This window comes from Pseudomonas sp. GW821-FHT10C09 (assembly GCF_059415465.1).
The window spans coordinates 46,991-70,299 of record NZ_JBWKNG010000015.1; the positions used below are offsets into that span (position 1 = coordinate 46,991).

Annotated in this window: 25 protein-coding genes and 1 tRNA gene; 16 read left to right on the forward strand and 10 right to left on the reverse strand. The window is 59.9% G+C overall.

Annotated elements, in window-relative coordinates:
- Window positions 1–20 precede the first annotated feature (20 nt).
- Entirely contained in the window at window positions 21–1,241 is a 1,221-nt protein-coding gene (locus tag AC07N8_RS16975; protein ID WP_493144921.1) for an MFS transporter, read from the reverse strand.
- A gap of 129 nt (window positions 1,242–1,370) precedes the next feature.
- Between AC07N8_RS16975 and AC07N8_RS16980 the strand changes: the two genes are divergently transcribed.
- Window positions 1,371–1,835: a winged helix-turn-helix transcriptional regulator gene (locus AC07N8_RS16980; RefSeq protein WP_483843262.1), complete on the forward strand. Its 465-nt coding sequence runs from the start codon at window positions 1,371–1,373 to the stop codon at window positions 1,833–1,835.
- Between the two features lies 1 nt (window position 1,836).
- On the opposite strand, the gene AC07N8_RS16985 is transcribed toward AC07N8_RS16980, so the two are convergent.
- The 3 genes from AC07N8_RS16985 to AC07N8_RS16995 are packed head-to-tail and all read right to left on the reverse strand — an operon-like array spanning window position 1,837 to window position 2,570.
- Window positions 1,837–1,998, reverse strand: coding sequence for a DUF2986 domain-containing protein (locus AC07N8_RS16985; RefSeq protein ID WP_483843263.1), 162 nt, complete (start codon window positions 1,996–1,998; stop codon window positions 1,837–1,839).
- Window positions 1,999–2,052: 54 nt separating this feature from the next.
- Window positions 2,053–2,379 carry a low molecular weight protein tyrosine phosphatase family protein gene (locus AC07N8_RS16990; protein ID WP_493144924.1) on the reverse strand — a complete coding sequence of 109 codons (327 nt, stop codon included), beginning with the start codon at window positions 2,377–2,379 and terminating at the stop codon, window positions 2,053–2,055.
- Window positions 2,376–2,570 carry a hypothetical protein gene (locus AC07N8_RS16995; RefSeq protein WP_483843265.1) on the reverse strand — a complete coding sequence of 65 codons (195 nt, stop codon included), beginning with the start codon at window positions 2,568–2,570 and terminating at the stop codon, window positions 2,376–2,378. Before AC07N8_RS16995 ends, AC07N8_RS16990 begins: the two co-directional genes overlap by 4 nt.
- A gap of 205 nt (window positions 2,571–2,775) precedes the next feature.
- Here AC07N8_RS16995 and AC07N8_RS17000 point away from each other — a divergent pair, with 205 nt between their 5' ends.
- A complete protein-coding gene (locus AC07N8_RS17000) occupies window positions 2,776–3,516 on the forward strand; it encodes an AzlC family ABC transporter permease (protein ID WP_493144926.1) in 741 nt (246 codons plus the stop codon).
- Entirely contained in the window at window positions 3,513–3,839 is a 327-nt protein-coding gene (locus tag AC07N8_RS17005; protein ID WP_493144928.1) for an AzlD domain-containing protein, read from the forward strand. The genes AC07N8_RS17000 and AC07N8_RS17005 overlap by 4 nt, the downstream gene beginning before the upstream one ends.
- 13 nt (window positions 3,840–3,852) lie before the next feature.
- On the opposite strand, the gene AC07N8_RS17010 is transcribed toward AC07N8_RS17005, so the two are convergent.
- Entirely contained in the window at window positions 3,853–4,713 is an 861-nt protein-coding gene (locus AC07N8_RS17010; protein WP_483843268.1) for a LysR family transcriptional regulator, read from the reverse strand.
- A gap of 134 nt (window positions 4,714–4,847) precedes the next feature.
- On the opposite strand from AC07N8_RS17010, the gene AC07N8_RS17015 reads away from it, so the two are divergent.
- From AC07N8_RS17015 to AC07N8_RS17035, 5 genes are all read left to right on the forward strand, one after another.
- Complete coding sequence (locus tag AC07N8_RS17015; RefSeq protein WP_493144930.1) at window positions 4,848–5,912, forward strand: agmatine deiminase family protein; 1,065 nt, start codon at window positions 4,848–4,850, stop codon at window positions 5,910–5,912.
- 4 nt (window positions 5,913–5,916) lie between these two features.
- On the forward strand, window positions 5,917–6,825 hold the full coding sequence (aguB, locus tag AC07N8_RS17020) for an N-carbamoylputrescine amidase (protein WP_493144932.1): 909 nt from the start codon (window positions 5,917–5,919) through the stop codon (window positions 6,823–6,825).
- 1 nt (window position 6,826) lies between these two features.
- Window positions 6,827–7,930: an extracellular solute-binding protein gene (locus AC07N8_RS17025; RefSeq protein ID WP_493144934.1), complete on the forward strand. Its 1,104-nt coding sequence runs from the start codon at window positions 6,827–6,829 to the stop codon at window positions 7,928–7,930.
- Window positions 7,931–7,982: 52 nt separating this feature from the next.
- Entirely contained in the window at window positions 7,983–9,089 is a 1,107-nt protein-coding gene (locus AC07N8_RS17030) for an agmatine deiminase family protein (RefSeq protein WP_483843272.1), read from the forward strand.
- A gap of 133 nt (window positions 9,090–9,222) precedes the next feature.
- Window positions 9,223–9,297, forward strand: a tRNA-Gln gene (locus AC07N8_RS17035).
- Window positions 9,298–9,370: 73 nt separating this feature from the next.
- On the opposite strand, the gene lipA is transcribed toward AC07N8_RS17035, so the two are convergent.
- From lipA to AC07N8_RS17060, 5 genes are all read right to left on the reverse strand, one after another.
- A complete protein-coding gene (gene lipA / locus AC07N8_RS17040; RefSeq protein ID WP_493144936.1) occupies window positions 9,371–10,351 on the reverse strand; it encodes a lipoyl synthase in 981 nt (326 codons plus the stop codon).
- 158 nt (window positions 10,352–10,509) lie between these two features.
- Entirely contained in the window at window positions 10,510–11,766 is a 1,257-nt protein-coding gene (gene glyA / locus AC07N8_RS17045) for a serine hydroxymethyltransferase (RefSeq protein WP_493144938.1), read from the reverse strand.
- Window positions 11,767–11,807: 41 nt separating this feature from the next.
- A complete protein-coding gene (gcvH, locus tag AC07N8_RS17050; protein ID WP_483843275.1) occupies window positions 11,808–12,191 on the reverse strand; it encodes a glycine cleavage system protein GcvH in 384 nt (127 codons plus the stop codon).
- Between the two features lie 410 nt (window positions 12,192–12,601).
- Complete coding sequence (gcsR, locus tag AC07N8_RS17055) at window positions 12,602–14,110, reverse strand: transcriptional regulator GcsR (RefSeq protein WP_483843276.1); 1,509 nt, start codon at window positions 14,108–14,110, stop codon at window positions 12,602–12,604.
- Window positions 14,111–14,189: 79 nt separating this feature from the next.
- On the reverse strand, window positions 14,190–15,104 hold the full coding sequence (locus tag AC07N8_RS17060; protein ID WP_140669086.1) for a LysR family transcriptional regulator: 915 nt from the start codon (window positions 15,102–15,104) through the stop codon (window positions 14,190–14,192).
- Between the two features lie 151 nt (window positions 15,105–15,255).
- On the opposite strand from AC07N8_RS17060, the gene speB reads away from it, so the two are divergent.
- From speB to AC07N8_RS17100, 8 genes are all read left to right on the forward strand, one after another.
- A complete protein-coding gene (gene speB, locus AC07N8_RS17065; protein ID WP_027924755.1) occupies window positions 15,256–16,260 on the forward strand; it encodes an agmatinase in 1,005 nt (334 codons plus the stop codon).
- Between the two features lie 28 nt (window positions 16,261–16,288).
- The gene (locus AC07N8_RS17070) at window positions 16,289–17,797 is read left to right on the forward strand and encodes an aldehyde dehydrogenase family protein (protein ID WP_483843277.1); all 1,509 of its coding nucleotides are present in this window, start codon (window positions 16,289–16,291) and stop codon (window positions 17,795–17,797) included.
- A 100-nt stretch (window positions 17,798–17,897) separates the two neighbouring features.
- Window positions 17,898–19,466: a purine-cytosine permease family protein gene (locus AC07N8_RS17075; protein WP_483843278.1), complete on the forward strand. Its 1,569-nt coding sequence runs from the start codon at window positions 17,898–17,900 to the stop codon at window positions 19,464–19,466.
- Window positions 19,467–19,468: 2 nt separating this feature from the next.
- Window positions 19,469–21,157, forward strand: a complete 1,689-nt coding sequence (gene betA, locus AC07N8_RS17080; RefSeq protein WP_483843279.1) for a choline dehydrogenase — start codon at window positions 19,469–19,471, stop codon at window positions 21,155–21,157.
- A gap of 215 nt (window positions 21,158–21,372) precedes the next feature.
- Window positions 21,373–22,026 carry a peroxiredoxin gene (locus AC07N8_RS17085; protein WP_483843280.1) on the forward strand — a complete coding sequence of 218 codons (654 nt, stop codon included), beginning with the start codon at window positions 21,373–21,375 and terminating at the stop codon, window positions 22,024–22,026.
- Window positions 22,027–22,050: 24 nt separating this feature from the next.
- Window positions 22,051–22,512, forward strand: a complete 462-nt coding sequence (locus tag AC07N8_RS17090; RefSeq protein ID WP_493144943.1) for a GNAT family N-acetyltransferase — start codon at window positions 22,051–22,053, stop codon at window positions 22,510–22,512.
- Window positions 22,513–22,807: 295 nt separating this feature from the next.
- Window positions 22,808–22,999 (forward strand): type II toxin-antitoxin system RelB family antitoxin, encoded by a 192-nt coding sequence (gene relB / locus AC07N8_RS17095; protein WP_483843282.1) that lies wholly within the window; start codon window positions 22,808–22,810, stop codon window positions 22,997–22,999.
- Window positions 22,989–23,258, forward strand: coding sequence for a type II toxin-antitoxin system RelE/ParE family toxin (locus tag AC07N8_RS17100; RefSeq protein ID WP_483843283.1), 270 nt, complete (start codon window positions 22,989–22,991; stop codon window positions 23,256–23,258). Before relB ends, AC07N8_RS17100 begins: the two co-directional genes overlap by 11 nt.
- Window positions 23,259–23,309 lie beyond the last annotated feature (51 nt).

Here is a 23,309-nt window from a genome sequence, read left to right on the forward strand (position 1 = left end):
GTTAACGTTCAGCGGGTTTTTTAGTGACGCTGCGAAACCCGCTGCAACGTGACAAACCACACAACCCAGGCAGTCACGCTGATCAAGGCGCCCAACAGACTGACGGCCATCCATCCCCATAACGCATAAACCTGCGTCGCGGCGGCGGCGCCCAACGCGCTGCCGACCGAATAGAAGCACATGTAAGCGCCGACCATCCGACTCTGTGCGTCCGGTCGTGCAGCGAAAATGATGCTCTGGTTGGTGACGTGTACGGCCTGCACAGCGAAGTCGAGCAGGACGACGCCGCAGACCAGCGCGATCAGCGACGTCTCGGCAAACGTGATGGGCAACCAGGACAACGTCAGTAGCGCCAGCGAAATGCCGGTCACCCGCTGTCCCAGACCTTGATCGGCCCAGCGACCGGCTCGTCTGGCGGCCAAGGCACCGGCGACACCAGCCAGGCCAAACAGGCCGATGGCCGTGTGTGAAAGCGACAGCGGCGGGGCGCTCAACGGCAGCACCATGGCCGTCCACAGCACGGAAAAAGCGGCAAAGATCAGCAGGGCCAACAGGCCCCTGACGCGCAACGCGGGTTCGGTGATGAACAGTTTGAACAGGGAACGGATGAGTGTCAGGTAGGACTCTTCATGCCTTGGCGACGCCGTGACCGGCACCACTCTCCACAGCACCGCCGCGAGGGTCAGCATCAACCCTGAGGACACAAAGTACACGGCGCGCCAGCCCGCGATGTCTGCAATCAGGCCAGAGGTAAACCGCGCCAGAAGAATACCCAGAACAATGCCACTGGTGACCGTCCCCACGGCATGCCCGCGTTGTGAGGGCGTTGCCAGCACGGCGGCATAAGCCACCAGCACCTGCACGACCACGGCCAACAAGCCCATCACGACCATGGCACTCAACAGGGCCAGCCATTGCTGTGCTGCGCCGACCGCTGCGAGCGCCACCGCAGACAGCAATACTTGCGAAAGAATCAGCCGCTTGCGGTTGACCAAATCGCCCAGCGGGACGATGAACAGCAACCCTAGCGCGTAACCGACCTGAGTAGCGGTCACCACAACCCCGATCATGGATGAAGCCACACCCAGGCTCTGAGCCATTGAATCGAGTAAAGGCTGCGCGAAATAAACGTTGGCGACGGCCAGCGCGCAGGTGACAGAAAACAATAACGTGAGAAACGGAGAAAGCCCCGCAGGCTGCGTGGACAGGCGTTTGGTGATTAAGTCGGCATCTGCTGTCATGCACACCTCCATGGCGCTAAACTGGTTTCAATTAAAAACTGGATTCGATTGTTGCTGAATCAGGTTTCAAATTGCAACCAGTCTTTTGAGTAGACTGAGCAAAGCCAAAATTTGGGAAGGGCAAAAAAAATGGTCGAAGACGCTTCACCGCAAGGCAGCGAATGCCCGGTCGCCAGAACGCTGGAGGCCATCGGAGATCGCTGGTCGCTGATGATCATCCGCGACGCATTTGACGACATTCGCCGATTCAGCGAATTTCAAAAGAGCCTGGGCGTGGCCAAAAACATTCTGGCGTCGCGCCTGAAAACATTGGTTGAGGTCGGGGTCTTCGACATTCGACCGGCGTCAGATGGCAGCGCCTACAAGGAGTACGTGCTGACGGAAAAAGGACGGGAGATCTTTCCGGTGGTGGTCAGTATCAGGCAGTGGGGCGAACGTTTTCTGTTCCAACCCCAGGAGACGCGTTCTGTGCTGCGGGATAACGCGTTGGGCCAGCCGCTGATGCCGGTCGAGGTTCGCTCATCGAACGGTCAAAAACTTGAGCCCTCTGACTGCCACAGGGTGAGGCTGGTGGATGGCGTTAAAGACGTGTAGATCAACTTTCAGGGGTAACGACCGAGTCTGCACTGGCTTCGGCCTCCAGTTTCAGTCGGTCAGCCTTGCTGATGTATTTTTCCTTGCTTTGCGGCGCCAGTTTGGCGCTGGCCTTTTTGGCGTGGGCCTTTAACAGCTGTTGTATTTTTTTACGGCGGTTCATGTTTTCTACTCGGCGTGTCAGTTCTTGAATGATGGCAGGGGAGGCGCATGAAGCCTAGGCCGGGAGATAGGGCTTCACGGCGTCTTCGAGTATGTCCACCAGCTCAGGATCCATGTAGCGATAGTCGTCGGGAATGTCCAGAGAGTGAATTCGCTTGTGTTCAAGCAGACGGGCGTACTCGGCCTGCAGGCGATTCAGGTGTTTGCGTTCCATGACAAAGATGACATCGGCCCAGCGAATATCCGCCGGGCTGATGGTTTTGCGTGCGTTCGGGCTCGTGCCCGCCGAGCGGGAATTGAAGCCGGGGCGGCGGTGCCAGATCGCTTCCGCCGTGGGACTGCGCCATTGGTTACGACTGCAGACGAACAGAAGGTTTGTCACTCTTGATCCAACAATTGGCGGGTGGTGCGGATGGGATAGCTCATGCCGAGTTGGCGTGCCCTGACTAGCTTGTCGGCACGGGTGTACATCAGCTTCCAGTTCTTTTGCGGCTTGAATTTCAGCGGACGAACTGCTTTATCATTGCCGCGTTTACGGGCCTGTGCACGTCGCCAGGCGCGGGTTCTTTCCATAATCGTTTCCTCGTGAGTACCGGGTTCAGCAGCCGCGGTAATACGAGTTGGGCCTATGGTAAGCGTGAATCGGCTTACAAGTCGATGACAAGGTCGGACGTAGGTCTGCTGCAACAAAGCAGGCGCAATCCTTTATCGATTTCACTCTGTCGGATGCCGCCGTTGTGGTTCAAAGAAAAGCGCTAAGTCAGGTAAGGGGCACGACATGACGTACCGAACAGGAACAGAAGCTTTTATTCACGGCGTGCGAACGCTGATTCCATTGACGCCCGGCGTCATTCCTTTCGGGTTGGTGACCGGGGTGATGGCAATCGAGATGGGCATGTCGCCAGGCATGAGTATGGGGATGACCTTGCTCTTCTACTCGGGGTCGGCTCAGCTGGTTGCACTCCAGCTTCTGCAAAATGGTGCTGTGCCCGTGGCGGTTGTTGTCACAGCCTTGATCATCAACTTGCGCTTTATCATGTACAGCGCTTCGTTGGCGCCTTACCTGCACCACTTGCCACGTCGTTGGACATGGCCCGTGTCGTACATGCTTTCTGACCAATCCTACGCACTGTGTGCTGTGAAATTATCATCCGGTGAGCTGGGTCGATTTGCCCCCCATTTTTATGCCGGAACCGCTGTTGCCATGTGGCTGACCTGGCAGCTATCGGTGTTGGCCGGAGTGTACCTGGGCGCCAGCATCCCGGAGACGTGGTCGTTGAGTTTTGCCGTACCGCTTTCGTTTTTGGCGCTGCTCGTTCCAAACATCCGGGGGGCAGCGAGTCTGGGGGCAGCAATGGTCGGGGGGCTGATCGCTGTGTTGGCCATAAAGCTGCCATACAACCTTGGGTTGGTTACGGCTTCCATCGGCGGAGTCATGGCAGGGCTATTGATTGAAAGCTTGCGCAAAAAATCGTTGAGCAGGGCTTCAACTGATGACGTCGAGAGGGAAGCGCAATGAATGATCTGGCTTTGTGGGGGATGTTTCTCGCGGTTGGCATCGGCACGTTTGTCATGCGTCTTTCGTTTGTCGAGATTTATGGCCGGTGGCGAATTCCCACGCTGCTGAGTCGAGCCTTGGTGTACGTGCCGCCGAGTGTGCTGGCCTCTCTGGTTTTACCCGCGGTGGTGTACCCCCATGGACAGGGTGCGTTTGTGTTCGACAACCCTCAGATACCCGCGGCCATTGTGGCGGCCTGGATCGCCTGGAGGACGCGAAGTACGGTCCTGACACTGGCAGTAGGCATGGCAGCCCTGTGGGGGTTTAAGGTTGTTGCTTCATAAACCTTCTACGCGTCTACCTCCAGGTGGCCTCCAGATGCTGCACCAACCACTCACTAAACCCCCGTGCGCTGCTCTCACTGTCCCGATGCGTCAACACCGCCCAATTCGGCCCGCGAATGGTTTGCTCCACCAACGGCTGCAACAGCCCATCGCTGCACGCCTTCTGACTCAATAGCTGACTCACCAACGCAATACCCAGCCCCGCGCACGCAGCGTCCAGCAACAGTCCGGGATCAGAGAAATTCAGCCCCTGATCCTGCTGGCCAACGTCAATCCCGGCTTCCACCGCCCAATGACTCCAGTCCATTTCCCGCTCGCCGTGCAGGGTGGTGCGCCGTTCGCTCGGCAGCGCCCACTGGCTCGGATGGCACGCCGGGAACAGTCGGTCGGCGTGCAGCACTTTGAAGCTGCATTCAGCCTGGGAGCTGATGTCGTCGCGCACCGCAATGTCGATGGTCTGGGTGGTCATGTCCGGCACTTCATCGGTGCTGTAGATCCACAGGTCCACCTCCGGATGCTGAGCGCGGAAGTCCCCCAGGCGCGGCAACAGCCAATGTCGGGCGAACGCCGGCGTGGTGTTGAGCACCAGCTGATTGGGTTTCTGGTACTGCCCGAGACGGCGAACGCCAACCGCCAATTGTTGCAGCAACGCCTGTGTGGTGCTGAGCAGGTCATGGCCGGCGTCGGTCAGGCTGACGCTGCGACCGCTGCGAAAGAACAGCGGTTGTTCGAGGTACGCCTCAAGGCTGCGGATCTGCTGACTGATGGCTGACTGGGTGAGGTGCAACTCGTCAGCGGCCTTGTGAAAACTGCCCAAACGAGCGGCGGCTTCGAAGCCGCGAAGGGTGTTGAGTGGGGGCCAGTGCTTGAGCATTGATAAGATTTCCTAATCACTTCTGCGCAAAATCCATCGTTTGTTCGCCCGTTTTTCCAGCCGTAGCATGCATGCCAAGACCGCCAACGCAGTTTTTATTGAACACAATGGCTTAACTAAAAGGGCTTTTTATCATGCAGCAGGTCACGCAGCAGCAGGAAATTCAAAACAACGGTTGGTGGATGCCGGCCGAGTGGGCTCGCCATGCCGCGACCTGGATGGTCTGGCCGCACAACCAGGCACTCTGGGAATCGGGCTGGCGCGTCACGCTGCCGCTGGTGCAAGAGGATTTCGCCCGTGTGGCCAACGCCATTGCCCGTTTCGAACCGGTAAAAATGGTCGTAGACCCGTCTGCCATCGCCAGTGCCAAAGCCTTGTGCGGGCCCAACATCGAGCTGATCCCGTTGGCGGTTAACGACAGTTGGTGCCGCGACTCCGGCCCAAGCTTTGTCTGCCACCCGCAACTCGGCATGGCCGGTGTGAGCTGGCGCTTCAACGCGTGGGGCGGCAAGTCGGCGCATGACCTGGACGAAAGCCTGGCGCGCCGTGCGCTGAATCATCTGGGCTTGCCATGCTTCGGCACACCGCTGAGCAACGAAGGCGGCGCGATTCATGTCGACGGCGAGGGCACGCTGATCACCACCGAATCGGTGCTGCTCAATCCCAATCGCAATCCGGGCATGAGCAAGTCCGAGATGGAAGAGATCTTCACGCGCTTGCTGGGCGTGAAGAAAACCATCTGGCTGCCGGGTGATCCGGACTACGTGACCGGTGACATGACCGATGGCCACGTCGATGGCGTGTGTGCGTTTGCGCGTCCGGGTGTGTTGTTGGTCGACGCGACCCACGATCAAGGCTCGGTGTATGCCGAAGTGGCGCGCGAAAACCGTCGCGCCCTGGAGCTGGCCACCGACGCCCATGGGCGCAAGTTCGAGATGATCGAGTTGTACGAAGCCACCGATGCCGTCGACACCGAGGCGCAAGTGTTCTGCGCGTCGTACACCAATTTCTACATCGCCAACGGCGCAATCATCATGCCGGCTTATGGCATCGACGCCGACGATGCAGCGGCCGATGTGCTGCGCCAAGCGTTTCCCGGGCGTGAAGTGGTGCCGGTGCGGATCAATCATCTGGCCCATGGCGGCGGCGGGGTGCATTGCATCACCCAGCAGCAGCCGGCGTGGCCGGTGGAGGGTTGATCGAATGACGCTTCTGACGATTGCCACCACGCAAATGCCCTGCACCTGGGACCTGAAAAACAACCTCGATCTGGCCGAGCAATTGGTGCGAGACGCAGCGGCGAAGGGCGCCCAGGTCATCCTGCTGCAGGAGCTGTTTGCCACGCCTTACTTTTGCATCGAGCAAAGCCACAAGCATCTGGCACTGGCCGAAGAATATCGCGACAGCGCTGTGCTCAAGCGCTTCGCCGCGCTGGCCAGGGAATTGGGTGTGGTGTTGCCGCTGAGCTGGTTCGAAAAGGCTGGCAACGCGTACTTCAATTCCTTGAGCGTGGCCGATGCCGACGGACGTCTGCTGGGCGTGTATCGCAAGACCCACATTCCCAACGCCATCGGCTATCAGGAGAAGGAATACTTCAGCCCCGGTGATACCGGCTTTCGGGTCTGGGACACCGCGTTCGGGCGCCTCGGCGTGGGGATCTGCTGGGATCAGTGGTTCCCCGAAACCGCTCGCTGCCTGGCGTTGATGGGCGCCGAAGTCTTGCTGTTTCCCACGGCCATTGGCTCTGAACCGGGCTGCGCCACGCTGGATTCCCGGGATCACTGGCAAATGACCATGCGCGGGCATGCGGCGGCCAACATCCTGCCGGTGGTGGCCGCCAACCGCGTCGGCCGCGAAGTGGCGACCACCGATCCCGAACTGCAAATGAGCTTCTACGGTTCGTCCTTTATCTGTAACCACAAAGGCAAGTTGCTCGCCGAAGCCGACCGCGACAGCACCGGCGTGTGGGTCCACACCATGGACCTCGCCGCCATGCGCGAAGAGCGCTTGAGCTGGGGCATTTATCGCGATCGCCGTCCGGACATGTACGGAGCGCTGTTGAGCCAGGATGGCCGTCACCTCAATGCTCGCTGGAACACTCAAGGGGTCTGACATGCACATTGCCAACAAACGCTGGCTCGGCGCCCTGGGTCTGGCCCTGTGCTGCGCGATACCATCGCTGCACGCCGAAGAGAAAACCCTGCGCCTGTACAACTGGGCCGATTATTTTGCCGAGGACACGCTCAGCCAGTTCACCGCTGAAACCGGGATCAAAGTGATCTACGACGTCATGGACGGCAGTGAAACCCTGGAAGCCAAGATGCTCGCTGGCGGCAGCGGTTACGACTTGATCTTCCCCGGTGATACCGTGGCCGAGCGCTTGATGCGCGCCGGCAGCCTGCAAGCGCTGGACCAGTCGAAACTCACCGCGATGGATGACGTCGAACCCGGTTTGCAAAAGCTGCGCTCGCACTATGAGCATTCGAGCAAGGCCACCGTTCCCTACACCTGGGGCACCATCGGCCTGACCTACAATGCCGAGCAGATCAAACAGCGCATGCCGGACGCGCCGGTCAACAGCCTGGACATGCTGTTCAAACCGGAACTGGCGGCGCGGTTTGCCGACTGCGGGATCTCGATGATCGATTCGCCGGACGAAGTGCTGGCGGTGGTGCTCAACTATCTGGGCAAGGACCCACGCAGCGCCAAACCGGCGGACCTCGCCGCCGCCAGTGACCTGCTGATGAAATTGCGCCCGCACATTCGCAAGTTCCAGTCGCAACCGGTGACCGATCTGGTCAATGGCAACCTGTGTTTGTCGCTCGGTTACAGCGGCGACATGACCCAAGCGCAGCGGACGTCGGACACTGCCGGCAAGAAAACCACGTTCCAGTACCGCGTTCCCCGTGAGGGCACCACGGTATGGATGGACACCATGGCGATTCCGGTCGACGCCAAACACCCGGAGTACGCCTATGCGTTCATCAACTTCGTGATGCGGCCGGAGAACATGGCGGCCATCAGCAATTTCACTGGCTACCCTACGTCCAACGCCAAGGCGCGGCCGAGCGTCGATGCGGCCATGCGTAATAATCCGGACATCTACCTCGACGACGCCACGTATGCACGGCTGATTCCCGGCAAGGACATCCCGCAATCGGATATGCGCGCGCGGATGCGCACCTGGACCAAGTTCAAGACTGCCACTGCCCAGTGACATCCGGCCGGCACCCGGTGCCGGTCTTTACTTTTTTCGCAAGGATTCACACATGTCGACGCGTCGCGAGTTCATCAAACAAGTCTCCGTGGTCGCAGGTCTCGGCGCCGCCGTGTCCATGGGCTGGGTCAACGCCGCCACCCGGGGCCCATGGTTCATGCCGGATGAAGGCGATAAACACCAACGGGCCTTCATCGCCTTTGGCGCACAGGACGCAATCTGGGAGGACTTCACCGCCGATGTACAAGAGGCCCTTGGCCTGATCGCGCGCACCATCGCCCGCTATGAACCGGTCACGGTGTTCTGCCGCAGCAACGAACGGAGTCTCGCCGAGGAACTGTGCGGTGCTGCCAACATCACCTACGTCACCACTCAGCTCGACGACATTTGGATGCGCGACATCGGCGCCAACTTCGTCATCGACGGCGACGGCGGGTTGGGCGCCGTGGACTTCAACTTCAACGGTTGGGGCAACAAACAGCAGCACGCCAAGGATACGAAACTGGCCAGCCTGGTATCTGAAAACGCAGAGGCCAGTGACCTGCGCACCGAACTGGTGGGCGAGGGCGGCGCTATCGAAGTGGATGGTCACGGCACCGGGATCATGACCGAAAGCAGTTGGATCAACGCCAATCGCAACCCGGACTGGAGCAAGGCCGAGGTCGAACAAGAACTGAAAGAACGCCTCGGTTTGCGCAAAATCATCTGGCTGCCGGGGATTAAAGGCAAAGACATCACCGACGCCCATGTCGATTTCTACGCGCGTTTCGTCACGCCGGGCGTGGTGATCGCCAACCTCGACAACGACCCTGAATCCTACGACCACAACGTCACGCTGGCGCACCTGGAGATTCTGAAAAACGCCACGGACGCCGATGGCCGAAAGCTGCAAGTGCATACCGTGTCGCCACCGTTGGACCCGCGCAAGAGCAAGTTCAACAAGAACAACCCGGACTTCGCGGCCGGCTACATCAACTACTTTGTGATCAACGGGGCGGTCATCGCGCCTGAGTTCGGCGACAAAGCAGCGGATACCAAGGCTTTCGAGCTGCTGTCTGAACTCTATCCGGACCGTGATGTGGTGCAGCTCAATATCGACGCCATCTCGGCCGGTGGCGGTGGCATTCACTGTGTGACCAGTCATCAGCCACGGGTTTAATCTGCAGTGGCGCCCGTTGTATCTGCGGTCGATTAATGTTAAGTGGCTGTTTTAGAAGAAAAATATTTTAAGCAGGGGCTTCCCGGACGGCGAGAAAGTTGTTAAATTCCCGCCCACACGTAGCAAGCGCTACAGGGGCGTCGCCAAGCGGTAAGGCAGCAGGTTTTGATCCTGCCATGCGTTGGTTCAAATCCAGCCGCCCCTGCCATCTTCAAGAAACGCCAGATCCTATCGGGTCTGGCGTTTTTTTATGCCTGTCATTTTCTTCCAGGCGACACGCCTCAGCCTGCCTTTGCGCCTTGCACCTGTTGGTCTGCATGGTAGGACGAACGCACCAGCGGGCCGGAGGCGACGTTTTTGAAGCCCATTTTTGTGCCTTCTTCAGCGAACCAGGCGAACACGTCCGGGTGCACGAAACGCTGGACCGGCAAATGGCTGCGCGACGGTTGCAGGTACTGGCCGAGGGTGAGCATATCGACGTCGTGCTCACGCATTCGCTGCATGACCTCGATCACTTCCTCGTCGGTTTCGCCAAGGCCGAGCATCAGGCCGGACTTGGTCGGTACGGACGGGACCAACAGCTTGAACTTCTGTAACAGGTCCAGCGACCACTCGAAATCCGAACCCGGCCGCGCGGCTTTGTACAGGCGTGGCACGGTCTCCAGATTGTGGTTGAACACATCCGGCGGCTGCGTCGCGGTGATCGCCAGCGCAACGTCCATGCGCCCACGGTAATCCGGGACCAGGGTTTCCAGCTGCACGCCCGGCGACAGCTTGCGGATCTCGCGCAGGCAATCGACGAAGTGCTGGGCGCCGCCATCGCGCAAATCATCGCGGTCCACTGAAGTGATCACCACGTACTTCAAACGCAGGTCGGCGATGGCCACGGCGAGGTTCATCGGCTCATCAGCGTCCAGCGGTTTGGGCCGACCGTGGCCGACATCGCAGAACGGGCAACGGCGGGTGCAGATGTCGCCCATGATCATGAAGGTTGCGGTGCCGCCGGAGAAACATTCGCCGAGGTTGGGGCAAGAAGCTTCTTCGCAGACGCTGTGCAGCTTGTGTTTGCGCAGCAGTTGCTTGATTCGGTCGACCTCTGGAGAGATCGGCATGCGCACGCGGATCCAGTCGGGTTTGCGTGGGAACTCATCGGTCGGGATGATCTTGACCGGGATCCGCGCGACCTTTTCCGCACCGCGCAGTTTGACCCCGACTTGCATTTTCGCGGGGGCGGGGATGGTTGATTCCACAATTGGGTTCATGAGTGTTTTCTTTCTTCGAGAGGCAATGGCGAGCCAACACACCGTCCAATGTGGGAGCGAGCCTGCTCGCGAATGCTGACTGACATTCAACATTGATGTCGACTGACGCTCCGCATTCGCGAGCAGGCTCGCTCCCACAGGGTTTACGGGGTGGCTGATCAGTCGCGGTAGACCGGGAAGTCGCTGCACATCGCAGCCGCTTGTTTGGCGACTTGTGCCTCGACATCGGCATCACCGAGGTGATCAAGCAAGTCGCAGATCCATCCCGCCAACTCGATACTCTGCGCTTCCTTGAAACCACGGCTGGTGATCGCCGGCGTGCCAATGCGCAACCCTGAGGTCACGAACGGTGATTGCGGGTCATTGGGCACGGCGTTCTTGTTCACGGTAATGCCGGCACGGCCTAGGGCGGCGTCGGCGTCTTTGCCGGTCAGGCCCTGACGGATCAGGCTGACCAGGAACAGGTGGTTGTCGGTCCCGCCGGACACCACGTCGAACCCACGGTCGATAAACACCTTGGCCATGGCCTGGGCATTGCGAATCACCTGCGCCTGATAGGTTTTGAAAGCGGGCTCAAGCGCTTCCTTGAAGCACACCGCTTTGGCCGCGATCACATGCATCAGCGGGCCGCCCTGGCTGCCGGGGAACACCGCGGCGTTGAGTTTTTTCTCCAGTTCCGGATTGGCCTTGGCCAGGATCAGGCCGCCACGGGGACCGCGCAGGGTCTTGTGCGTGGTGGTGGTGACAACGTCGGCGAAGGGGATCGGGTTCGGGTACAAACCGGTCGCCACCAGCCCGGCGACGTGGGCCATGTCGACGAACAGCAGGGCACCGACTTTGTCGGCGATCTGACGGAAACGTGGGAAGTCGAGGGTCTTGGAGTAAGCCGAGAAGCCGGCAACGATCATCTTCGGCTTGCACTCGATGGCCAGGCGTTCGACTTCGTCGTAATCGATCAGCCCGGTTTTAGTGTCGATGCCGTACTGCACGGCGTTGTACAGCTTGCCCGAGGACGACACTTTGGCGCCGTGGGTCAAGTGACCACCGTGGGCCAGACTCATGCCGAGGATAGTGTCGCCAGGCTGGATCAGGGCCAGATATACCGCACTGTTAGCCGAAGAGCCCGAGTGCGGCTGGACGTTGGCGTAATCGGCGCCGAACAGTTGTTTGGCGCGATCAATGGCCAGCTGCTCGACCACGTCAACGTGTTCACAACCGCCGTAATAACGCTTGCCCGGATAGCCTTCGGCGTACTTGTTGGTGAGGCCGCTGCCTTGCGCTTCCATCACTCGTTGGCTGGTGTAGTTCTCGGAGGCGATCAACTCGATGTGGTGTTCCTGCCGTGCGTCTTCGGCGTTCATCGCTGCCAGCAGTTCGTCGTCGTAGCCTTTGATCTGGTCGTGTTTGCTGAACATGGTGGTGTCCTTTTTCGGATTCGGGAAATGCGTGGGGAGATTCAAGCGTCGGCGTGTTCTGCGGTCAGGCGTTCATAGGCGTCTTGATTCAGCAAATCGCTCAACGCCTCGACATCGACCGGTTTGAAGCGAAAGAACCAGCCTTCGCCCAGTGAGTCTTCGTTGACCAATTCCGGTGAGGATTCCAGCGTCGCGTTGACCTCGACCACTTCACCGTCCAGCGGCATGCTGATACTGCTGGCCGCTTTTACCGATTCCAGTACCGACACTTCAGCGCCTGCATCGAAGACGCCCAGTTCAGGCACCTGAACAAACACCACATCCCCCAGCGCCTGCTGGGCAAACACAGTGATGCCCACGGTGACCAGGCCATTGCTCTCAAGGCGCAGCCATTCGTGATCAACGGTAAAACGCAATTCGCTCATACCAACTCCTCATTGTTCAGACCCATCCGCTGCTGGTGGCGGATGACGTTTACAGGCTCGTGCGGGGCAGCGAGCGCGGTTGGGAGAGTGATAGCAAGGGCGGTGCCAATGTTGGTTAGGTGTTTTAAATCAATGGTTTAGTAGGCTTTTGAGTGAAAGGACTGACGCCGTCTGTATTGAAATCAATACGGGCAGGAGAGGTGTAGCGAGCAGGGCAAGAAAACACGGGGTGGAAGGGGTGCGTCTTGAATTCGATACGCTGTATCGATTTGCAAACACTACGTCTGCCACACCCCACAACCCTGTGGGAGCGAGCCTGCTCGCGAAAGCGGTCTGTCAGTCGACAGTGATGTTGACTGTGACATCGCATTCGCGAGCAGGCTCGCTCCCACAGGGGACGTGTGTTGTATTCAGGATTTGGCGGGAATGCCGTATTTGCGCAGCCGAATGGCGATGGCGCTGTGGGAGGTTTGCAGGCGGGCGGCGAGCAAGCGGCTGGACGGGTAGCTGCGGTAGAGCTGTTCCAGCAGGTTCTTTTCAAACCCTTCGACGGCTTCTTCCAGGCTGCCGACTTCACCGTCATTCTGGCGCTCCACCGCCGTCCTCGCGATGTCCAGATCGTCGATGTCCACCAGCGGGTTTTCGCAGATCGCCGCCGCGCGGAAAATCACGTTTTGCAGCTGACGCACGTTACCCGGCCAGCGGTTGCCGAGCAGGGCGGCGAAGGTACTTGGGGCCAAACGGCAGACCGGGCGCTGGATCTGTGCGCAGGCCTGTTGCATGAAGTGATTGGCCATCAACAGGATGTCGTGACCACGCTCGCGCAGCGGCGGTACTTGCAGGTTGAGCACGTTGAGTCGATAGAACAGGTCTTCGCGAAAGTGGCCTTCGCTGACCATTTTTTCCAGATCGCGGTGGGTCGCACTCAGCACCCGAACGTTGACCTTGACCTCGCGATCACCCCCCACCCGGCGGAAGCAGCCGTCGCTCAAAAAACGCAGCAACTTGGCTTGCAAGTAGGGCGACATCTCACCGACTTCATCGAGAAACACCGTGCCCTGGTCCGCCAGTTCCAGCAGGCCGAGTTTGCCGCCGCGCTGGGCGCCGGTGAACGCGCCGGCGGCGTAGCCGAACAGTTCGCTTTCGGCGAGGCTCTCAGGGAGCGCCGCGCAGTTGAGGGCGAGAAACGGCGCCTCCCGACGTGTGCTGATCGCGTGGCAGGCGCGGGCCACCAGCTCTTTGCCGGTGCCGGTTTCGCCCTGGATCAACAGCGGCGCATCGAGAGTGGCCACGCGTTGGGCGCGGGCCTTCAGCGTGCGGATCGCCGGGGACTCGCCCAGCAGCGCATCGAACCCTTCGGCATGGTCATGGTGCAACGCCGACAGGCGTTCACCGATGCGGTTCGGGTGATACAGGGTCAACAGCGCGCCGGCGTCGGTGATCGGCATCGCGTCCAGCAGCAACGTCTGGCCGCCGAGGCTGACCTCGTGCATCGGCAGGCGGAAATGGTGTTCGATCAGCGTGTGGTGCAAGGACGGATCATCAAACAACGTGGTCAGCGATTCACCGGCCGGTTCGCGCCCACACAACGCAATCAGCGCCGGGTTGGCCAGCAGCACGAAACCGCGTTTATCCACGGCCAAAACAGCGTCGGTGCTGGCGGCGAGCAAGGCATCGAGCTGCAAACTGCGGCGTTGCCCCGGGAGGATGTCGACCATCGTTACCGCTTGCACGCCCTGTACGCCGAGAAAGGCCTCGCGCAACTCTTCCAGCACCTCGGCACCGAGGGTCGGCGCATCGATGTAGACGTTCGGCGGCACCATCTCGACGGCGTCCAGATTGAACCGGCGCCCACCGAGCAGGGCCAGCACTTCCTGGGTGATGCCGACGCGATCGATGAAGGTGACGTGGATGCGCATAACGGGCCTGCAAGGGTGGTGAGCGGGGTGGTTACGTCAATGAGTATGCCGGGCGCTGCTCGGGTGTGGCGAGCGGAGATCAGCCATTGGCGGTTTTGCGCGCACTGGCCGCCAGATCCTCAAGGAAGGCCTGGAGGATCGGTGGCGGGGCCGTGCCGCGTCGGGTAATCACGTCAAACGGCGACACCAGTTGCAGGCTGTTCGGTGCCAGTTGGTGCATCTCCCCGGTCTTGATCCACTGGGCGGCGAAGTGCGCCGGCAGAAAGCCCAGGTAGGCCCCGGAGATCAGCAAAATGGCCAGCGCCTCGATGTTGTCCACGGTTGCGGCGGCTTTGCTGACACCCAAATGTTCGAGGTCGTATTGCTGCATGTAGCCACGCACGACAATCCGGCTCGCGGCGATTTCTTCGAGCAGTTCATCACCTTCGGCCTTGTTGCCATACAGCGGATGCCGGCGCCCGCAATACAAGCCCAATGCCTCTTGATACAGCGGTGTGTGCAGCAGCCCCGGCACATGGATCGGGAAGTGCCCGATGGCCAAGTGCAGTCGGCCGTCTAGCACCCGTTCTTCGAGTTCGGCGGGGGTGCCGACGTAGACGTTGAGGTGCACGTCATGTCCCCGGGACACGAAGCGCTGAGTGGTGCGCGGCAGCGGTGAATCGGGGTCGGTGATGGTGGTGTCGATGATCCCCAGGTTGAGCTTGCCGCTGATGTGCTGCTTGAGCACGTCGGCGTCCATGCAGAAATTTTCCACCGCCGACAGCAGGCGCTGCGTCGCTTCATGAATCGCCACACCTTGTTCGGTCAGGCGAAACCCGCTGCGCCCGCGCTGGCAGAGTTTGACCCCGAGCCGGGTTTCCAGATGAGTCATCTGTTCGCTGATCGTCGACTGGCCGGCGTTCAACGCCGCCTGCGCGGCGGAAAAGCCCCCGCACCGGACAATCGTCGCAAACACCCTGAGCAGTTTCAGATCGACATCGTGTAGCTGGATCACCTTGGACCTCCCGCACGTGGATGCATCGGTAATGCCGATATGAGTATCTGATGTTTAGCATTTTTTCCACGAAAACCTGCGCCCATAGTCATTCCAACGGCGGTCGCCTTGCAGTCCGCCCAGCCGATAACAAAAAGTGGAGAGGCTTGAAATGTCGAATAACGGTTATGAATCCGGTCGCCTGAACCTGCCATTCGTAGGTCATTGCACCTTTGGCAAATCCCCGGTGTGCACCGATTGGGACGCACTGGATGCCGACGTCGCGGTACTCGGCGTGCCCAACGACATGGGCACCCAGTGGCGCTCCGGCGCACGCTTCGGACCACGCGGGATTCGCGAAGCATCGACGCTGTTTTCCTTCGGCCACGCCGGCGCTTATGACCATGAAGACGACGTGATGTACCTGACCGCCGCCGACGTGCGCATGGTCGACGTCGGTGACGCCGACATCGTGCACACCGACATGGTCACCAGTAACGAAAACACCGAATACGCCGTGCGCAAGATCCTCGATGCCGGCGTCATGCCGGTGGTGCTCGGCGGCGACCACTCGGTACACGCACCAGTGATCAAGGCCTTCGAGGGCCGCGGTCCGATCCACATCATCCACTTCGATGCCCACCTCGATTTTGTCGACGAACGCCACGGTGTGCGCTACGGCCACGGCAACCCGCTGCGCCGCGCCTCGGAAATGAACCACATTGTCGGCATGACCCAGATGGGCATTCGCAACGTCTCGTCGTCCAACCGCGATGACTACGAAGCGGCCCACGCCGCCGGTTCGAAAATCCTCTCTGTACGTGATGTTCGTCGCCTCGGCGTCGAGGGTGTATTGGCGCTGATCCCGCAGAACATCAACTACTACATCACCATCGACATCGACGGTTTCGACCCGTCCATCGCCCCTGGCACTGGCACCCCGAGCCACGGCGGTTTCCTCTACTACGAAGTGCTGGAAATCATCCAGGCCCTGGCCAAACGCAGCAAAGGCAACATCGTCGGCATGGACCTGGTGGAGGTTGCACCGGTGTATGACCCGAGCGGCATGACCTCGATTCTGGCGGCGCAACTGCTGCTTAACAGTATCGGTTTCATCTTCCATGAACGGGCTCAGGCGAAGCACGCCGTGAGCGCAACCACCACCGAATCGGCGTGAACTGACCGCCGCACAGAGGGCATGAAAAATGGACGCGAGTGTTAAGCAGTACCTGCAGAAATTTGGTGTTTCCGAAGCAACCCAGACCTTCCTCAGCAAGGTGCAGAAAATGTTCATCGGTGGCGCTTTTGTCGAGGCCAGCGATGGACAGACTTCCGACGTCATCGAGCCGTCGACCGAGGGCCTGATCACACGGATTCCGATGGGCACCACCGAGGATCTCGACCGCGCCGTGCAAGCCGCTCGCGCGCAGTTTGACGGCGGCGCCTGGAGCCAGGCCAAACCGGTGGAGCGCGAGCGCTTGATGCAACGCCTGGCGGACCTGATCGAGCAGAACGCCGCAGAACTGGCGGAAATCGAATCGATCGACATGGGCAAGTCGGTCGCGTTTGCCAAGGACGTCGATATCCAGGGCACCGTCGATACCCTGCGCTATTTCGCCGGGTGGGCGACCAAGCTGCACGGGCGCACCGTCGAGCCTTCGCTGCCGGGCAACTACCTGGCGTATACACGCAAGGAAGCGGTGGGGGTGGTCGGCGCGATCGTACCGTGGAACTTCCCGCTGCAAACCATGGCCTGGAAGCTCGGCGCTGCGCTGGCCACCGGTTGCACCGTGGTGGTCAAACCCGCTGAACTGACTTCGCTGTCAGCCCTGCGGTTTGCCGAACTGGTGCAAGAAGCCGGGATTCCCGACGGCGTGATCAACATCGTTTCGGGGCGCGGCAGCGTGGTCGGCGCGGCGATGGCCACGCACCCTGGTATCGACAAATTGACCTTTACCGGCTCGACCCCGGTCGGCCGTACCGTCGGGCGCGCGGCGCTGGACGAAATGAAGCGACTAACCCTGGAACTGGGAGGAAAATCACCGGTAATCGTGTTGGCCGATGCAGACATTCCAGCGGCGGCGCAAGCGGTCGCCAACGGTGTGTTTTTCAACTCGGGCCAGGTGTGCGACGCCGGTACACGCGCCTATATTCATCGCAGTGTCTACGACGAATTCCTGCGCGAACTGATCGCCTACACGCGCACGCTGAAGATTGCGCCGGGCCTGGATCCAGACTGCTTCATCGGCCCGCTGGTCTCGGCACTGCAAAAGCAGCGGGTCACCGAGTACATCGAAACCGGCAAGCAGGAAGGCGCCGAACTGGTTTACGGCGGCCAGCCCGTCGATGGCCCTGGCTTCTTCGTCGAGCCGACCATCTTCGCCCATTGCCGCAACGACATGCGCATTGTCCAGGAAGAGATTTTTGGCCCGGTGCTGGTCACCGCACCGTTCGACGATGAGGAAGAGGCGCTGGCCCTGGCCAATGACTCGGTGTACGGCCTGGCCGCCGCGCTGTACTCCAATGACCTGGGCAAGGTGCACAGCCTGATCCCACGGTTGAAGGCTGGTTCGGTCTACGTCAACGCCCACGGCACCCTCGACCCGTCGATGCCGTTCGGTGGCTACAAACAGTCCGGTTTCGGCAAGGACTTGGGCGCCGAGCAGCTCGATTACCTGCTCGAGACCAAAGCCGTCTGGATCACGTTGCCTTAAGCACGCAGCACCAGTAGTGAGGGAGCAAGCTCCCTCGCCACAAGGTGCTCATCGCAGGGAATGCAGTTCCGTCATGATCTTCCAACAATAAGAGTCCATCATGAACACTGACGCCAAAGCCGCTCCTAGCGTGTCGCTTCTCGACGACAAACCGATCGTCGAAAGCCATTCGATCGACTTCATCCCGGAACACGAACGCACCGACAAACTGTCGAGCCAAGGCCCGTTCTGGTTCCTCGGCAATTTCACTTTCTTCACCATGACCATCGGCTTCGTCGGCCCAAGCGTCGGCCTGACCGCGCTTTGGACCACACTCGCCGGCACGCTGGGCATCATGTTCGGCACGCTGTTCATGGCGTTCCATGGTTCACAGGGCCCGCACCTGGGCTTGCCGCAAATGATCCAGTCGCGGGCGCAGTTCGGCTATCGCGGTGTGATCCTCGTATTGCTGGCGACGCTGTTTGTGTTTGCCGGGTTCAACATCGTCAACCTGGTGTTGATGATGCAGGGGTTGCACACGCTATTCGGCTTCCATCCCTGGGCGATTGCGGTGGCGGTGACGATCCCGGCAGCGGTCCTGGCGATCCTCGGTCATGACTGGATGCACCGCAGCTTCAAATGGGCGTTGTACCTGTCGATTCCGCTGTATGGCCTGGTGACGCTGGCGGTGATGATGGGCTGGGTGCCGGATGCCGCGATGCCGGTACTGGCTGCCGGTGAAGTCGCGCCGGCGCCGTTGGGCTTCAACTGGACCGGTTTCATCGCCCAGTTTGCGGCGGCGGCGAGTTACAACATCGCCTACGCCCCGTACGTGTCCGATTATTCCCGTTACCTGCCGAAGAACACCTCCAGCGGCAAGCTGATTGCCGTGGTGTTTCTTGGCGCATCGTTGTCCGGCGCATGGATGATTTCGGTCGGTGGCTGGTTGGCTGATCACCTGCATTCCACGGACGTGCTGGTCGCCCTCGGACAGGTCGGCAACGTCGTCTCGCCACTGATCGGCACCGCGGTGGTGGTGATCACCATCCTCGCGTTCCTGCCGGTGATCGCGATGAACATCTACAGTGCGAAACTGACCACGCTGACCTGCGTCGACTCCATCAAGCACATCGAACCGACCCGCAAGGCACGCATCCTGGCGATCGGTTTTGTGATCCTGCTGCAGCTCGGCGTGGCCCTGAGCATCCAGAGTTCGGGCAAAGGCTTGTCGGTGCTGGGGATCTACCTGGTGGTGATGCTGTACTTCCTGGTGCCCTGGACCTCGGTCAACCTGACGGACTACTTCTTCGTGCGCAAAGGCCGCTACGCCATCCCGCACTTCTTCATGCCCCACGGCAACATCTATGGCAGCTGGGGCCTGCGTGGCATCGCCGCGTACGCCATCGGTTTCGTGTCGATGATCCCGTTCTTCTACATCTACGACGGCGTCGAGCAGCGCGAAGTTTATGTCGGCCCGCTCGCCAAAGCGTTGGGCAGCATCGACATCGCCTGGCTGGTCGGGCTGATCGTCTCGGGGTTGGTCTACTACTGGTTCAGCCGCTCGATTGATCTCAAGCGCGAAGAAACCGTGATCCAGCACATCGAGAAAACCTCTCCGCAATACACCACTGGCGACTCGCTGACCTTTCGCTCGACGCCTGTTTTCAACGAATCGGAAGCCGGGAGATAACCATGGCGACGCAAAAATACGACTACATCATCATTGGCGCCGGCTCCGCAGGTTGTGTGTTGGCCAACCGCTTGAGCGAAGACCCGGCGACTTCGGTGTTGGTGCTGGAATTCGGTGGCAGTGACCGCAGCGTGGTAATCCAGATGCCGAGCGCCTTCTCGATCCCGATGAACACCAAGAAATACAACTGGCGCTACGAAACCGAGCCAGAGCCGTACCTCAACGGACGGCGCATCCATTGCCCACGAGGCAAGGTGCTGGGCGGTTCGTCGTCGATCAACGGCCTGGTCTACATCCGTGGCCACGCCTATGACTTCGACGAGTGGGAATCCCTCGGTGCGCAAGGCTGGGGCTACCGCAATTGCCTGCCGTACTTCAAACGGGCAGAGCATTACGAGGAGGGAGGCGACGGCTATCGCGGCGGCACCGGGCCGCTGCACACCACCAACGGCAACCACATGAAAAACCCTTTGTATGGGGCGTGGGTCGATGCCGGTGCCGAAGCCGGTTACATCAAGACCGAAGACTGCAACGGCTACATGCAGGAAGGGTTCGGCGCCATGCACATGACCGTGAAAAACGGCGTGCGCTGCTCCACGGCCAACGCCTATTTGCGCCCGGCCATGGGCCGTCCGAACTTGACGGTGATCACCCACGCGATGACCCGGCAGATCATCCTTGAAGGCAAACGCGCTGTCGGTGTCATGTATGACCACGATGGCCAGACCCACCAGGTTTACTGCAACCGCGAAGTGCTGATTTCCTCGGGCCCTATCGGTTCGCCGCACTTGCTGCAACGCTCCGGTATCGGCCCGGCCGACGTCCTGCGCAAAGCCGGGATCGGCGTGCGCCATGACCTGCCGGGGGTAGGGGAGAACCTGCAGGATCACGCCGAGGTGTACATCCAGTTCGGCTGCAAGGAACCGGTGACCCTCAACAGCAAAATGGACCCGCTGAGCAAACTGATGATCGGCCTGCGCTGGCTGCTGTTCAAGGACGGGCTCGGCGCCACCAACCATTTCGAGGCCGGTGGTTTCATTCGCTCGGACAAGGGCCTGCGCTGGCCGGACATCCAGTTCCACTTCCTGCCCGCCGCCATGCGTTACGACGGCAACAAACCGATCAAGGGCCACGGCTTCATGGTGCTCACCGGGCCGAACAAACCCAAGAGCCGCGGCTATGTGCGCGCGGTGTCGGCCGACCCGTACGAGCATCCGCAGATCCAGTTCAACTACCTGCAACGGGAAGAGGATCGCGAAGGCTTCCGCCGCTGTATCCGCCTGACCCGGGAGATCATCGGCCAAAAAGCCATGGACCGTTTCCGCGACGGCGAAATCGCCCCCGGCCCGCTGGTGAACACCGATGAAGAGCTCGACGCCTTCGTGCGTGACAACCTCGAAAGCACCTACCATCCCTGCGGCTCGTGCCGCATGGGCGAGGACGACATGGCGGTGGTGGATTCCGAATTGCGTGTGCATGGCATCGCCGGGTTGCGCGTGATCGACTCGTCAGTGTTCCCGACAGAGCCGAATGGCAACCTCAACGCGCCGACCATCATGCTCGCCGAGCGCGCCAGCGATCTGGTGCGCGGGCGCAACATGCTGCCGGCCTCGGATGCACCGGTCGGTCTGGTGCAGGATTGGGAAAACAGCCAGCGCTCGACGCTGCCGGGGCGCAACGTCCGGGTTTAATGACGTTGTTTTTTGCTCAACAACAGCCAGATCGACGCAGTGTCGATCTGGCTGTTTTGTGTTTTTGAGGCTGGTTTTAGCGGTAACGGCCTTGTCTCGCATCGTCTCCTATACTGTTGCGCGTTGGCAGGTTCAACACCGATCCTGAATGCCGTTGGAGACGCACCCAGTACTCCGACGGTTTTCCCTACGACCCCACAGTAAGGAGAACGAACATGGCAATCCGCATTGGCGACGAGGCACCGGACTTTACCGTCGAGAGCACCGAAGGCACGCTGCATTTCCACGAATGGATTGGCGACAAGTGGGCCATCCTGTTTTCGCACCCCAAGGACTTCACCCCGGTTTGCACCACCGAACTGGGCTATATGGCCGGGCTCAAGCCCGAGTTCGACAAGCGCAACACCAAGATCGTCGGCCTCAGCGTCGACCCGGTCAGCAACCATGCAAGCTGGGCCAAGGACATCGAAGAAACCCAGGGGCACGCGGTCAATTACCCGATGATCGGTGACGAAAACCTGGTGGTGGCGAAGCTCTACGACATGATCCACCCGAATGCCAGTGGCGGCACCCGCACTGCCGTCGACAACGCCACCGTGCGTTCGGTGTTCATCATCGGCCCGGACAAAAAGGTCAAGGCCATGCTCATCTACCCGATGAGTGCCGGGCGTAACTTCGATGAAGTACTGCGTCTGCTCGATTCCCTGCAATTGAACGCCAGGCACACCGTCGCCACACCGGTGAACTGGCGTCCGGGAGAAGACGTGATCATCCCTACCTCAGTGTCCGATGAAGACGCGCGGAAAAAATACCCGGACGGTTTCAAAACCATCAAGCCGTACTTGCGCACTGTGGCGCAGCCGAAGTAATCCAACTGTCGAGGGATCTCCAAAATGGTCGTACAAGCCCTGCGCGTCGACGCCAGTCATCTCGACAAGGTGGCGCGCCTTTTCGACGCCTACCGAGGTTTCTACGGCCAGCCTTCGAACCTGACCCAGTCCCGGGATTTCATCGCCGAACGCATTACCCGCGACGAATCGGTGATTTTTCTCGCCGAAGACGCCACGGGCCACGCGTTGGGTTTCGTGCAGTTGTACCCGACGTTTTCCTCCATCGACGCCCACCGCACCTGGTTGCTCAGCGACCTGTTCACCACCCCCGAGGCCCGTGGGTCAGGGGTGGGGACGTTACTGATGAACACCGCCCGTGAGTTTGCGGTGTTGAGCGGTGCCAAGGGCATGGTGCTGGAAACCGCCACGGACAATGTGGGTGCGCAGCGGTTGTATGAGGCGTTGGGGTATGTGCGTGATGGGGGGTATTACACGTATTTCCTTGATTTGAAGGGCAGACTATAGAGGCACAGGCCGGTGGATTCAGGCGATGTCGTAGGTAAAGGCCTAAGTCCTTGTAGCTGGCGGGAAGAATGTAATTAAACAAGCACCGTAAGACATGTGACGGTTTTCAGAAAATCCAAGAACCATCCCACAAGGTTTGAGGGTTGGCACTCGGAAGCGAGGCGGGTAGGGTGTTGGCTGCAACCCTGTAAAAGAGAGTCGACTGTCTGGGGGGTAGAGGTGCCCTTCATCTTGCCAGCAACGACAGCGAGCCACTTACCGATTAAACTGCTAAACATCGGACCCGGAGGTCACAATGAGCGCCGAACTTTCCCCTATCGTTTCAGAGTTTGAAACCGAAGAAAAAGCTGTCAGTTATGACCATTGGTTTCGTGCCAAAGTGCAAGCCTCGCTCGATGATCCACGCCCGAATGTCCCACACGATCAGGTGATGGCTGATATGCGAGCTTTGATCGAATCCAAGCGCAATAAACGCGATGCTGGTTGAGTGGCGGCCCGAAGCTCGGGCTGAACTCTGGCAAATCCTGGATTACATCGGCGACCGCCACTTTGTAGCAGCAAGTGAGTTGTACCAGGCCATTGAAGTTGCTACCTCAGCGCTTCCCCAACATCCCTACCTTTATCGATTTGGTCGTGTACCCGGTACGCGGGAAATTGTTGTACACCCCAATTACTTGGTGGTCTATCGAGTGACGGATCGAATTGAGATTGTGACCGTATTACATGCCAGACAGGAATACCCCTGACATTTGATCAGGTTGTTTTCTATGGCCGTTGCACTCAATAGTTCCGTTAAT

Excerpts from the sequence above, each read along its gene's own strand:
- AC07N8_RS17070 (WP_483843277.1), top strand. The coding sequence starts at position 16,289 with ATGGACGCGAGTGTTAAGCAGTACCTGCAGAAATTTGGTGTTTCCGAA.
- AC07N8_RS16980 (WP_483843262.1), top strand. The coding sequence starts at position 1,371 with ATGGTCGAAGACGCTTCACCGCAAGGCAGCGAATGCCCGGTCGCCAGA.
- AC07N8_RS16985 (WP_483843263.1), bottom strand. The coding sequence starts at position 1,998 with ATGAACCGCCGTAAAAAAATACAACAGCTGTTAAAGGCCCACGCCAAA.
- AC07N8_RS16995 (WP_483843265.1), bottom strand. The coding sequence starts at position 2,570 with ATGGAAAGAACCCGCGCCTGGCGACGTGCACAGGCCCGTAAACGCGGC.
- glyA (WP_493144938.1), bottom strand. The coding sequence starts at position 11,766 with ATGTTCAGCAAACACGACCAGATCAAAGGCTACGACGACGAACTGCTG.
- aguB (WP_493144932.1), top strand. The coding sequence starts at position 5,917 with ATGACGCTTCTGACGATTGCCACCACGCAAATGCCCTGCACCTGGGAC.
- AC07N8_RS17075 (WP_483843278.1), top strand. The coding sequence starts at position 17,898 with ATGAACACTGACGCCAAAGCCGCTCCTAGCGTGTCGCTTCTCGACGAC.
- AC07N8_RS17010 (WP_483843268.1), bottom strand. The coding sequence starts at position 4,713 with ATGCTCAAGCACTGGCCCCCACTCAACACCCTTCGCGGCTTCGAAGCC.
- AC07N8_RS17100 (WP_483843283.1), top strand. The coding sequence starts at position 22,989 with ATGCTGGTTGAGTGGCGGCCCGAAGCTCGGGCTGAACTCTGGCAAATC.
- AC07N8_RS17005 (WP_493144928.1), top strand. The coding sequence starts at position 3,513 with ATGAATGATCTGGCTTTGTGGGGGATGTTTCTCGCGGTTGGCATCGGC.
- AC07N8_RS17030 (WP_483843272.1), top strand. The coding sequence starts at position 7,983 with ATGTCGACGCGTCGCGAGTTCATCAAACAAGTCTCCGTGGTCGCAGGT.
- betA (WP_483843279.1), top strand. The coding sequence starts at position 19,469 with ATGGCGACGCAAAAATACGACTACATCATCATTGGCGCCGGCTCCGCA.
- AC07N8_RS17015 (WP_493144930.1), top strand. The coding sequence starts at position 4,848 with ATGCAGCAGGTCACGCAGCAGCAGGAAATTCAAAACAACGGTTGGTGG.
- AC07N8_RS17000 (WP_493144926.1), top strand. The coding sequence starts at position 2,776 with ATGACGTACCGAACAGGAACAGAAGCTTTTATTCACGGCGTGCGAACG.
- AC07N8_RS16975 (WP_493144921.1), bottom strand. The coding sequence starts at position 1,241 with ATGACAGCAGATGCCGACTTAATCACCAAACGCCTGTCCACGCAGCCT.
- lipA (WP_493144936.1), bottom strand. The coding sequence starts at position 10,351 with ATGAACCCAATTGTGGAATCAACCATCCCCGCCCCCGCGAAAATGCAA.
- gcvH (WP_483843275.1), bottom strand. The coding sequence starts at position 12,191 with ATGAGCGAATTGCGTTTTACCGTTGATCACGAATGGCTGCGCCTTGAG.
- relB (WP_483843282.1), top strand. The coding sequence starts at position 22,808 with ATGAGCGCCGAACTTTCCCCTATCGTTTCAGAGTTTGAAACCGAAGAA.
- speB (WP_027924755.1), top strand. The coding sequence starts at position 15,256 with ATGTCGAATAACGGTTATGAATCCGGTCGCCTGAACCTGCCATTCGTA.
- AC07N8_RS17025 (WP_493144934.1), top strand. The coding sequence starts at position 6,827 with ATGCACATTGCCAACAAACGCTGGCTCGGCGCCCTGGGTCTGGCCCTG.
- AC07N8_RS17085 (WP_483843280.1), top strand. The coding sequence starts at position 21,373 with ATGGCAATCCGCATTGGCGACGAGGCACCGGACTTTACCGTCGAGAGC.
- gcsR (WP_483843276.1), bottom strand. The coding sequence starts at position 14,110 with ATGCGCATCCACGTCACCTTCATCGATCGCGTCGGCATCACCCAGGAA.
- AC07N8_RS17090 (WP_493144943.1), top strand. The coding sequence starts at position 22,051 with ATGGTCGTACAAGCCCTGCGCGTCGACGCCAGTCATCTCGACAAGGTG.